Consider the following 11,754-nt stretch of genomic DNA (forward strand, 5'->3'; position numbering starts at 1 on the left):
AAGACTGGCGATACCGACGCTGGTCGCAGCGATGCTCGCCGGCACAACCGGCGTCGCGGGATCAGCGTCGGCAGCGCCGGGCGACCGGTCGGCCAGCGGCGGCGCCGGCTACTTCACCAAGGGATCGGACCGGCGGACCACGCTGACCGACGGCGCCGATCGTCGCGCCGACGCCGACGGGACCAGCCCGAAGACCGCCGTGGACGCCAACGGCTCGGGTGTCTACGTCGTCGAGCTGGCCGAGGCGCCGCTGACCACGTACGTCGGTGGGACGTCCGGGCTCGCGCGGACCCGCCCCACGCCGGGCGCCCGACTGGACGTGACGTCGGCGCCGTCGCAGGCGTACCGCCGGCACCTCGACGCGCAGCGATCCGCCGTCGCGGGCGCGGCCGGCGTCCAGGTCAAGGCCGCCTACACCGCCGCCTTCAACGGGTTCTCGGCGACGCTGACCGCCAAGCAGGCGACCGCGCTGCGGGCCGACAAGCGCGTCCGCGCCGTCACCGCCGCGCGGGCGCTGGGCACCCGATCGGCGATGCCGCTCGCGGCCGCCCCGAGCGCCCCCGCCGCCGGTACGCCGACCTCCTCCGCGGCCGCCGCGTCCACGACGGACGCCGCCGCGAAGCCGGTCAAGCCGGCCAAGCCGGTCAAGCCCGGCCCGGCCACCGGCGCGGGCATGGTCGTCGGCGTCCTGGACACCGGCATCTGGCCGGAGAGCGCGTCGTTCGCCAAGAAGATGCCGGCGCCCAAGACCTGGCACGGCACCTGCCAGACCGGCGTGGCCTTCGTGGCCGAGCACTGCAACGGCAAGATCGTCGGTGCCCGGTACTTCGCCGACACCTGGCTCGCCGGCGGTGGCTCCGTACCCGAGGGTGAGTTCCTGTCGCCCCGCGACGCGGCCGGGCACGGCACCCACACCGCGTCCACGGCCGCCGGTCTGCCGGTGCGGGACGTCACCATCGACGGCCGCTCCTTCGGTGCCGTCTCCGGTGTCGCGCCGGACGCCCAGATCGCTGTCTACAAGGTGCTCTGGGGCGGGATGGGCTACGACGCCGACATCATCGCCGGCATCGACGCGGCCGTCTCCGACGGTGTGCAGGTCCTGAACTTCTCCATCGGCAGCGACCTCGGCGACTGGGAGGCCAACACCCCCATCGGTGTCGCCTTCCTCAACGCCACGCTGTCCGGCGTCTTCGTGGCGGCGTCGGCGGGCAACACCGGCATCGTGAGCGGGGCCATCAGCAACGCGGCGCCCTGGGTCACCACGGTGGGCGCGGCGGTGACCAACGCCAACGAGGCGACGGTCAAGCTGGGCGACGGCACCAAGCTGGTCGGCGGCTCACTGGACGCCCTGCCCGGCGATGCCTCGCGGCCGATGGTCTTCGGCGACCAGGCCGGCTCACTGGAGCAGGGTTCGGCGTACTGCGAACCCGGCAGCCTGGACGCGGCCAAGATCAAGGGCAAGGTGGTCGCCTGCGCGCTGTCGTCCCCCTTCTACTCCGCGCTGGAGGTGAAGGAGAAGGGCGGGGCCGGGATGGTCGTGTTCGTCCCGGAAGGCAACTACCGGGTCAACTCCGTCTACAACTTCCCGGTGGTCTACCTGAACACCGAGAAGCAGGCCGGCACGCTGTTCAACTACCTGATGCGCCACCCCACCGACGCCAGGGTGTCGCTGCGCAACGGTGGCGACGGCTCCAGCGTCCCGGGGATCCCGAGCGTGGCGGACTTCTCCTCCACCGGCCCGGACAAGGTGACCCTCGGCGTCTTCAAGCCGGACCTGGTCGCGCCGGGGACGGACATCATCGCCGCGGTCTCACCGGCGGGTAACTTCGGTCGGGACTACGACGCGTACTCCGGAACCTCGATGGCCTCGCCGTACGTGGCCGGCGCGGCGGCGATCCTGCGCGCCACGCACCCGACCTGGTCGCCGGGGACCGTCGCCTCGGCCCTGCGGACCACCGCCACCGACACCCGGGGCACCAGCAACCCGCTGGACCAGGGCAGCGGTTTCATCAACCTGACCGGAGCCAAGGACCCGGGCCTGGTCATCGAGCCGACCGCGGCCGACCTGGTCGAGTTCAGCGAGACGGCCCAGCCCGACGGCAAGGAACTCAACCTGCCGGCCATCTCGCTGCGCGAGTACGACGGCACCCACCCGGTGACCATCAAGCGCACCCTGACCAACGTGGGTACGACGCGGGAGACCTACCGGTCGTCGGTGTCCGGCCTGCCCGGCATGACGGTAACGGTGTCGCCCGCGTCGGTGACGCTCGCGCCGGGCAAGTCCGCGACGGTGTCCATCACGCTGCGCCGGGGCAGCGCCCCCTGGGACCGGTACGTCACCGGGTCGATCACCTGGCGCGGCAAGGTCCACAGTGCCCGCATCCCCGTCGCCGCCCGCCCGTGGGGCATCACCCCCCGGCCGTACGCTGACGACGGCGAGGAGTTCGGCCGGATGACCAGCGGCTCGTTCGGCTACGCCCAGCCGGGCTTCACCGGCCCGCTCACCGGTCGCAGCACCGGCTACACGCCGATGCGCCGGGACTCGTACTCGATGCCGGCCGGTGTGTACGGCGGCGTGTTCGACCCGAGCGCGTCCGGCGTGAAGAAGGTCGACTTCACGGTGCCGGCGAACACCGCCGGCATCATCGTCGAGGCCAACACCGAGGATCCGAACACGAACCTCGACCTGTACCTGTACAAGGGCGACAAGCTCGTCTACAGCAGTGACAGGTACTGGACCAGCGCGGAGCAGGCGTACAAGTTCCTGCCGGAGCCGGGGCGCTACACGGCCTACGTGTTCGCGCAGGTGCCCGGTGGCCCGGTCGTCGACTTCCAGTTGAGCCACGCCATCATCGGTCGCAACGCCATCTACGCGCCGGCCACGCTGACGTTGCCGTCGACGACCGAGCGCGGCATGAGCCTCAACTTCACGTTGAAGCCCAACCGGCCGCTGCCCGAGGGCGACTTCTGGGCGTACACCGAGTACCGCACCAACGGCACGGTCGTCCCCGGCAACCTCGTCTACACCCAGCAGAGCGCCTGGGAGGAGTAGCCGTACCGGAATCGTGGGGCGGCGCTGTCGTGCGCCGCCCCACTGTTCTCGCTAGCGCTGCCAGGCGTCGATCGTGCGCACGCCCTTGCGCATGGTCTGGTCCAGGATGGCGGGATTGCCGCTGCTGCCCTCCCAGCCCTGGTCGTCGAAGACCGTCACGACCCCGTCGACCCGGGCCACGGCGATCTGGCTGGACCCCTCGCCGCCGGTGCGCTCGCCGTTCAGGTTCGTGGCGGCCCAGGCGCGGGTCACGAGCAACGCCTCGTCCCCGACACCGGGCACTGCCCTGCTCTCGACCGTGACCGGGTCGTCGCCCTGGTCGAAGGATGGGCAGGCCTTCACCGCATCGCTCAGACGGCGCAGGTAGTCCGTGGCGCCGTCGCCCGCGAAGGTGAAGATGGTCTGGTGGATCATGCCCTGCGGCGTGTTGCTGTCGGGCTCGCCGGCCTTCTTGTACGTCACCGTCATGGCCGCGCTCGCGGTGACCTGCCGGCCCCCGGTGCCGAACTCGTTGCCGCACAGCTTGGGCAGCGCCTCGGCGACCGGCGTCGAACGTCGGGGTGACTTCCGCAGCTCAGACGGTAGCTCCACGAAGGCCGACGTCGGGATGGTCGTCGGCGCGCTGGCGCTCCCGGACGGCGGGTCGGTCGGACTCGCCGGGGCCGACGTCGTCGACGCGCTCGACGGTGTCGCGTCGGATCCCTCCTCGGCAGCCGTGCAGGCGGCGCTCAGCGCGACGGTGCCCACCAACGGCAGGATCAGCCCGAGCATCCGGGGCGCTCGGACGGTCGGCGGCAGTGCGGATCGGCTCATGGTTCCCCCCTCACCTCGACCTGAGCAGTTCCCCGCCAGCGGCGACCGGAAACGATCAATGCCGCCGTGGCGACCGGGGTCGAGCGGCCGCGTCGCGGGACCGGATGCGTCTACGCGGCGGCCGGGATGACGGCCTCGATGAGGTGCGGTCCGTCGTCGGCCAGCGCTCGGGAAAGCTGTTCCGCGAGTTGCTCGGCGGTGGTGACACGACTGGCCGGCATGCCGAAGGCGTTCGCCAGACCCACGAAGTCGATCTGTGGGTTGGCCAGGTCGAACAGCGGATTTCCGTCCGGGTTGGTGTGACCCGGACGATTGCTGAAGTACTCCCACTCCTGGCGCAGAATCGCGTACGCGCGGTTGTTGAGGACGACGTTGGTGATGTTCAACCCCTCGCGTACCTGCGTCCACAGCGCGGTGACGGTGTACATGACGCAGCCGTCCGCCACCAGCGCCAGTACCGGCCGGTCGGGTGCCGCGACCGCGGCACCGACGGCGAGGGGCAGGCCGTCACCCATCGCTCCGCCGGTCTGCATCAGCACGTCGTGGCGGGGAGCGCCAGCGGTGGCGGCAGCCAGGGCGGTGCCGGAGCTGACACTCTCGTCGATGACGATGGCGCGTTCCGGCAGCAACGCCGCGACGACGTCCGTCCAGTTCCGCAGGGTGAGGTTCCCGGTCGGCAGCGCCGGTCGACGCGGTTCGGTCACCGGGGTGGTTGCGTCCGGGGCCACCAGGTCGGCGAGTCGGTCGAGCGCGCCGACGGCGTCCTGGCCAACCTCGGCCAGGACGTGCGTCTGCGCTCCCTCGGGTACGAGCAGGCTCGGTTGATCGGAGTAGGCGAAGAAGGAGACGGGTGCCTTGGTGCCCGCGACGATGACGTGCCGTATCCCGTGCAGTTGGTCGAGCACCTGATCCGGATAGAAGCCGAGCCGGGGAAACATGGGCAGGCCGGCCCCACGCTCGACCCGGTTGGAGTACAACTCCTGGAACACCCGCGCGCCCGTCGACGCCGCGATACGGCCGGCGGCCAACAGACCCGACTCCCGCAGCACGGTCCCGCCGATGATCAGGGCGGTGGACTCCCCGGCGCGAAGGACCTCCGCGATCCGCGTGAGCACGTCCTGGCTGACGGCCGGCGTCGCGCGGGGCGGCATCGGCGGTGCGGCCGTGCCTCCGTCCGACCACGACACGTCCGCCGGCATGATGACGGTGGCGATCTGACCGGGTGGCTCCAGGACGGCGGCGAGCGTGGCCGCGCCGTCGGGGCCGGCCCCGGCCGCGTCCTCGGGTCGGCGAACCGGCCCTTGCAGCCATCCGCCCAGGGCGGCGATGTCCGAGTTCAACGGAGGATCGAAGGCGGTGTGGAACGTCGCGTGGTCGCCGACGATGTTGACCACCGGCGAGTTGGCGCGTCGGCTGTTGTGCAGATTCGTGAGCCCGTACGCGAGTCCGGGCCCGAGATGCAGCAGGGTCGCCGCCGGCTTGCCCGCGATACGGGCGTAGCCGTCGGCCGCGCCGGTGACGACGCCCTCGAACAGCGCGAGCACTCCGCGCAGTTCGGGGACCGACTCCAGCGCCCCGACCAGGTGCAGCTCGGTGGTGCCGGGGTTCGTGAAGAGCACCTCCACTCCGGCGTCGGCCAGCGTCCGCAGCAGTGCTTCCGCGCCGTTCACACCCACCACCTCACCGACGGCTGAACCAACAATGATCCGATCCTAAGGGTGCATTTCGGACTAAAGTGGTGACGCTCGTGAAATAGCTCGACGGGGATCGGGGAACGCGGGATGAAGCCGGGCTACACCGAACGCACCTACCAGGCCCGCCGCCTGGACGTCGGTGTCGATCGACCGTTCGAGGAGTTCCGGGGGCAGTACGAGCAGGCGGTCCCGCGCTACGACGCCGCGGCGTTCGACGCCCTGGTTGCCCGCGACGCCCCCTGGGACGACGTGCTCGCCCTGATGCGCGAGCGTGCGCCCCACGACTTCCTCATCTACTGGAGCAGTGGCGAGCTGCGACCGATGATGGGCCTCGCGGGTGACGCCGGCAACGCTGTCGAGTACCTGATGGGCAACCACACCATCGCCGAGAAGATGTACCGGCACGACCCGACCGCCATGCTGTACGCGCCGTTGCGCACGATGATCGGCGATGTGCCCGACGGCGGGGTGCGGTTCGTGATCGAGCAGCCCAGTCGCACGTTCGGGTCGTTCGGCGTGGAGGCGATCCACGAGGTCGGCCTGCAGCTCGACCGCGAGGTCGCCGCCCTCCTGGCACATCTCGAGCTACCCGTGCCAGCGTCCCTGTCGAACTAGCGCGCGGGTTCGTCAGGCCGGATCGCTTCGATGACGATCACGGTGATGTTGTCGTGTCCACCCTCGTCGATCGCCAGGGCCACGAGTTGTTCGGCGATGTCCCCGGGGTCGGCGTCGGAGTCGAGCGCGGCCCGTATCCGTTCGTACGGCACGTACGAACTCAGTCCATCAGAGCACAACAGGACTCGGTCGCCGGGCTGAAGCTGGAGAGGCCTCAGGTCGGCCGACCGGCCGTCGGCCCGTCCGTCGAGGAAGCGGGCTAGCCTCCCGGGGAGGTTGGGCACCTCCTCGGCGTCGGCGACGAGGTGTTCGTAGGTGTGATCCTCGCTGATCTGCACCAGGGCGTTGTCGCGGGGGCGCTTGCGTCGGATCAGGTAGGCACGAGAGTCCCCAACGTTTGCCACGACCGCATCACTGCCGGCATGCAGCAGAGCGACGAACGTGGTGCCCATCCCGGCCAGATTCGGGTTCTCGCGGACCTTCCTTCGTAACTCGTCGCTCGCGTCGTTGATGGCCCGTCCCAAGGAGTGAGCAAGATCCTCAGGATCCACCAGGCGGTCGTACGCCTTCACGGCAGCGACGACTGTGCTACTCGCGATGTCACCGGCGACATGGCCGCCGAGGCCGTCTGCAACCACGTACAGCCACTGTCCTTGGCTGTGGGAGTCCTCGTTTCGTCTGCGGACGAGGCCCTGGTGCGTCCGGCTGGCCGCCGCGAGAGTGAGGGCCACGGTCATGACCCGCTCCTCGGCTCGCCGTCAGGCCACGGCTCCTTTGCGTTCGCGTCGCGGTGCAGGACGTGGACCGTCTCGACTCGGTCGCTCGCCACGACGTACTCGGTCACCTCGACCGGCTTCTGGTCGCCCCCGGAGGTGCCGACCCGCACGATCTCCAGTACGGGCAGGTTGGTGGGGATCTCCAGAAGAGCTGCCTCGTCTCTGCTGGGCATCCGGGCGCGGTGAATCTCCATCCAACTGATCGGCCAGTGGCCGGCCTTTTCGATGTGGTGCAGCCACTCGCCCGCCGCCGGGCTCGCGTCCAGGTTGGCCACGATGTCGGCGACGCGTGGGTGAATCCACGAGATGTTGATTTGGAACGGGGCCTCGGACGCTGGCCCGGTAACCCGGAACCGGCGCAGCACTTCGGTGCCGGGCTCCACTCCCAGAAGCTTGGCGACGCGGGGGTCGTCCAGTCGGGCCGGCAGGTTGACGGCCTTGCCGTGGCTGACCCACACCTCCTGGCTGCTTGCCGAAGGGAATGAGTATCCGGTTGCCTGCTCGTTGCGCTTGACCAGATCGCCGCGGGGTCGACGTGGACGTATCGTGCCGTATCGAACGGCGATGCCCCGCCCCTGGACGGCCCACACGTAGCCTTCGGTCTCCAGCAGGGCGATGGCCCTCCCGACTGTGTCGCGGTTGGCGTCGTACTCGGCCGCGAGATCGTTGAGGGTCGGAAGCCGGGCACCCGGTGCCCATTCTCCGGCTTCGATCCGTTCGCGGATCGTGGACGCGATGTTCAGGTAGCGCGAGTGCACCGGCACGTCAACGCCCTTCCCGGTTGTCCATAGACAAGCCTTGACTCTGGGTCAGATTGTCCCCAGACTATCCCCAGGGATTGTCCCAAGACAATTGGTCTCGATGAGGCCGAGGTTGGGTCGGCCGTCGCGACCGGCGCGCGGGGAGCCCTCAGGAGGAGGATGTCCATGACGAGAAATTGTGGCGATCCAGAAGCGTCGCCCGCGAGCAGTCCACCGATGCTGGAAAGCCCGACGGTTGTCGTGGCGGAAGTGCCGCAGGTCTTCGTTCTCATCAGGGATGAGAAGGTTGTCGGCTACCTCTTCGACCTTCCCTCGGGTGCGGTCGCCATCCTGGATGGTGCGCGGGAGATCTTCCGGTCGGACTCCCTGGACGACTTCGCCAGGTTCTTCGGCCCCTTGCTGGATCTCGACATCGCCAAGGTCAGGCAGGACCGCTAGACGTGCGGTCTCTGGCGGTCCGGGACGTGGCCGGTGGCGGGCGGGTTGATCCGCCCGCCACCGATTCCCATCAGGTGACCGTGACCGTGACGGTCAGGTTGAGTGAGCGGGTCTCCCCGCCGGTGTAGGTGATCGTCACGCGGGCGGTGAAGGTGCCCTTTCGCGGGTAGCTGTGACTTGTCGACCGCAGCGTCGCGCCGTGCGCCACCGCGCCGTTGTCGCCGAAGTCCCACGCGTAGTCGGTGATGCTCTGCCCGGACGGCGCGGTCGCGGTGGCGGTCAACGTGGTGGTCAACGGCGCGGCGCCGCCGGTCGGGTTGGCCGCGATCGTCAGGCTTCCGCCCGGCTCCTGCTTGACGCCGGCGCCGTTGAACCGCATCCAGTCCAGCGACATCAGGTCCGGCGTGCCGCCGACCTGCGCGGTGTTGACGAACTTCGCGTACAGGGTGGTGGTGCCGGTCGGTTTGTTGGTGAGCGTGACCGTGGGGGACACCAGGTTGTCCCATCCGCCGGTGGAGCCGATGGTGGCCGTACCGATCAGCGTGCCGGTGGGTGAACCGGTTCGCAGCTCGATGGTGCCGCCGAGTCCGCCATTGGTGACCCCGAGCGTGACCGAGCCGATGTTGCGCAGGTCCACCGGCCCGTACGCCGCCCAGTCGTTGTGGTCGACGTCGCCGAGCCGCTTGCCGGCGCGGGCGGTGGTCCGGTCGTTGACGATCAGGCCGGACTGGGCGCTGAAGTGCTCGGCCTCCCTGCTCTTGGGCTGCAACTGGATCCGGGTCGAGCCGGTCAGCGCCGGCACGCCGGCCGCGCCACCGTCGGTGTACTGCGCGGTGATCAGGGTGTAGAGGTTCTGTCCCGGCCCGTGCCCGTCACCGGCGTCCGCCTCGGTGGCCAGCAGCCCGGAGCAGCCGGTGTAGACGTCCAGTGGGTGGGCGTGCGTGTCGTGCCCGAGCTGCGTCTGGACGGTCACCTTCGCGCAGTCGATGGTGGTGTCCTCCGGGTCGGTGACCGTCACCGTGTACGGGATCTTGTCGCCGAAGTCGAAGAAGCCGCCGTCGGGCACGGTGATGGTGACCGTCGGCCGGGTGTTGCCGACCACCACGTCGGTGACGGCGGTGGCGGTCAGACCGTTGCCGCTGTTGCGGACGGTCAGCCGGGCGGTGAATTTCCCGGCAGCCGAGTAGGTGAAGCTCGGGTTGGCGGCGGTGGAGTCGGTGGTGCCGTCGTTGGTGAAGTCCCAGGCGTAGCTGAGGGCGGTGCCGTCGCCGGCCGTCGCGCCGGCCGAGGAGAAGCTGACCGTGAGCGGCGTACGCCCGGTGTCCGGACTGGCGGTGATCTTCGCGGTCGGTGGTCGGCCGTTCGCCACGTAGTCGATCCGGTAGATGCCCGCGCCGGCGTTGCTGCCGCCGCGACCGCTGCCGGTGCCCTCGCCGAAGTCGATGACGTAGAGCGAGCCGTCCGGGCCGAACTCCGCCTCGAAGGGCTGGATCCAGCTCATGTTCTCGAAGATCCCGTTGATCGACTGGAGGTCACCGACGGCCGTGGGGGCGAAACGTGAGTTGCTGAAGGTCTGCGCCGTCCGGTGGATCGAGAGCGTCTTGAACCACCTGCGGGTGAACTCGTACGTCATCCACTTGCCGTCGAAGTACTCCGGGAACTTGGTGGTACGGGTGTTCGCCGGGTCGAAGTCGTAGACCGGCCCGCTCATCGGGCCGCCACCGCCGGTGCCCACCTCGGGGAACTGGGCGGAGGCGGAGTACGCGTACCAGACCAGCGCCGGCTTCGCCGCCGGCAGGGTGGTCAGGCCGGTGTTGTTGGGGGAGTTGTTCACCGGCGCGGCGCAGGTGAACTTCGCCCCGGAGGTGCTGGTGGCGAAGTTGTAGTCGTTGAACGGGATGTTGTTGCCCACGCAGTACGGCCAGCCGAAGTTGCCGGCGGCGGTGATGCGGTTGAACTCGACGGTCCCCTCCGGTCCACGGTTCGCGTCCGCGGCGCGGGCGTCCGGGCCGTAGTCACCGACCAGCACCGCGTTCGTTCCCGGCTCGATGGTGATCCGGAACGGGTTGCGCATGCCCATCGCGTAAATCTCCGGTCGGGTCCGCGCGGTGCCGGCGGGGAAGAGGTTGCCGCTGGGCACGGTGTACGTACCGTCGGCCTGCGGGGTGATCCGCAGGATCTTGCCGCGCAGGTCGTTGGTGTTGCCGGCGGTGCCCTGGGCGTCCCAGGCGGCTCGCCCGGACTGCTCGTCGATCGGGGTGTAACCGCTGGACGCGAAGGGGTCGGTGTTGTCGCCGATCGCGGCGTACAGGCGACCGGCCGCGTCCATGGCCAGCGATCCGCCCATGTGCGAGTTGGCCCGACCCACGCCCCGGTACGTCGGGACGGTCAGCAGCCGCTTCTCCGAGGAGAGCGCGACGCTGTTGTTCGCCACCGTGAACCGGGACAGGTTGAGCTGTTTGAGGGTCTTGTCCGACCAGAGCAGGTAGACCCAGCCGTTGCTGGCGAAGTCGCGGTCCAGGGTCATCCCGAGCAGGCCGTCGGACTGGTCGGTCATCGCCGAGGTGTACGCGAGGTCGAGCAGCGTGGTGACCTGGAGCGTGTCCGAGTCGACCACCTTGAGCGCGCCGGTGCGCTGGATGTAGTAGACCCTGCGGTCGGGAGCGACGGCCAGCTCGAACGGGTCGGCCAGGTTCTCGGTGACCAGCCCGACGCGTTCGAACGTGCCGGTCCTGCTGGCCGAGCAGTCGCCGGCGACCGCGCCCGCGGCCCACTCGATGCCGTAGCGCAGGTGCTCCAGGAACGTGGCGCTGCTGAACTGGGAGCTGGCGTGCCCACCGGCGGTGAACCAGGACCGGCCGCCGTCGTAGCGCTGACACCAGGAGTACGCGTGGTCGACGCCCTCGTCCAGGCCGCTGATCCCGTCACGCACCTTGATCTGCGCGAGGGTGTGCACGTTGCCGGTCGGGTTGGTCCGCCAGTTGTACCACTCCTCGCTCTGCTCCCACAGCTCCGGCAGGTTGCGGGTGGAGGGGTGGGCGCGGTCGAGGACCTTCACCCGCCCGGGGTACGTGCCGCCGGTGGCCGAGAAGTCCGGGTGGTAGTCGAAGATGGTGCCGACCAGACCCTCGTACCAGGACCAGTCGCGTTCGCTGGCCGACGCGGCGTGCAGGCCGGCCCAGCCGCCGCCGTTGCGGATGAACGTCTGCAACGCCGCGCGCTGGCTGCCGTTGAGCAGGTCGCCCGAGGCGGGGGTGGAGTTGGTGTTGTTGAAGACCAGGGCGTCGAAGGTGGCGAGGTTGGCGTCGGTGAAGGCGCCCGCGTCGGTGGTGGCGACGACCTCGAAGTTGTGGGTGGCGCCGAGCTGCTGGATCGCGGCCACGCCGGCCGGGATCGAGTCGTGGTAGAAGTTGGTGATCTTCGAGAAGACCAGCACCCGGAAGCGCGGGGCGGCCTCGGCGGGCAGGGCGGTGGTGGTGCTCAGGACGGTGGCGACGGTGAGCAGGGCGAGGCAGATCGCGCGCAGGTGTTTGGGCATGGGGGCGCTCCCTGTCGGACGGTGAGGGTCGGAAAGCGCTTTCTCGATGCCCGCATCACGGTACTGA

Annotated in this window: 8 protein-coding genes; 3 read left to right on the top strand and 5 right to left on the bottom strand. The window is 69.7% G+C overall.

Features of this window, described 5'->3' with window-relative positions:
- Positions 1-31: 31 nt before the first annotated feature.
- Positions 32-3,052, top strand: a complete 3,021-nt coding sequence (locus ACIBTX_RS23085; RefSeq protein ID WP_396832986.1) for a S8 family serine peptidase — start codon at positions 32-34, stop codon at positions 3,050-3,052.
- Between the two features lie 51 nt (positions 3,053-3,103).
- On the opposite strand, the gene ACIBTX_RS23090 is transcribed toward ACIBTX_RS23085, so the two are convergent.
- Entirely contained in the window at positions 3,104-3,865 is a 762-nt protein-coding gene (locus ACIBTX_RS23090; RefSeq protein ID WP_396832987.1) for a hypothetical protein, read from the bottom strand.
- Positions 3,866-3,975: 110 nt separating this feature from the next.
- Positions 3,976-5,535 carry an acetolactate synthase large subunit gene (locus ACIBTX_RS23095; protein WP_357169686.1) on the bottom strand — a complete coding sequence of 520 codons (1,560 nt, stop codon included), beginning with the start codon at positions 5,533-5,535 and terminating at the stop codon, positions 3,976-3,978.
- A 111-nt stretch (positions 5,536-5,646) separates the two neighbouring features.
- Between ACIBTX_RS23095 and ACIBTX_RS23100 the strand changes: the two genes are divergently transcribed.
- Positions 5,647-6,174, top strand: coding sequence for a hypothetical protein (locus ACIBTX_RS23100; RefSeq protein WP_357169689.1), 528 nt, complete (start codon positions 5,647-5,649; stop codon positions 6,172-6,174).
- Here the strand turns inward: ACIBTX_RS23100 and ACIBTX_RS23105 are convergent.
- Positions 6,171-6,911, bottom strand: coding sequence for a protein phosphatase 2C domain-containing protein (locus ACIBTX_RS23105; protein WP_357169692.1), 741 nt, complete (start codon positions 6,909-6,911; stop codon positions 6,171-6,173). The genes ACIBTX_RS23100 and ACIBTX_RS23105 overlap by 4 nt on opposite strands.
- The gene (locus ACIBTX_RS23110) at positions 6,908-7,714 is read right to left on the bottom strand and encodes a GntR family transcriptional regulator (RefSeq protein WP_357117946.1); all 807 of its coding nucleotides are present in this window, start codon (positions 7,712-7,714) and stop codon (positions 6,908-6,910) included. The genes ACIBTX_RS23105 and ACIBTX_RS23110 overlap by 4 nt, the downstream gene beginning before the upstream one ends.
- 213 nt (positions 7,715-7,927) lie before the next feature.
- Here ACIBTX_RS23110 and ACIBTX_RS23115 point away from each other — a divergent pair, with 213 nt between their 5' ends.
- The gene (locus ACIBTX_RS23115; protein ID WP_357117949.1) at positions 7,928-8,149 is read left to right on the top strand and encodes a hypothetical protein; all 222 of its coding nucleotides are present in this window, start codon (positions 7,928-7,930) and stop codon (positions 8,147-8,149) included.
- Positions 8,150-8,219: 70 nt separating this feature from the next.
- On the opposite strand, the gene ACIBTX_RS23120 is transcribed toward ACIBTX_RS23115, so the two are convergent.
- Complete coding sequence (locus ACIBTX_RS23120) at positions 8,220-11,687, bottom strand: ThuA domain-containing protein (protein WP_396832988.1); 3,468 nt, start codon at positions 11,685-11,687, stop codon at positions 8,220-8,222.
- Positions 11,688-11,754: the final 67 nt, after the last annotated feature.

Source organism: Micromonospora sp. NPDC049359, from assembly GCF_044466585.1.
Taxonomy (GTDB): domain Bacteria; phylum Actinomycetota; class Actinomycetes; order Mycobacteriales; family Micromonosporaceae; genus Micromonospora.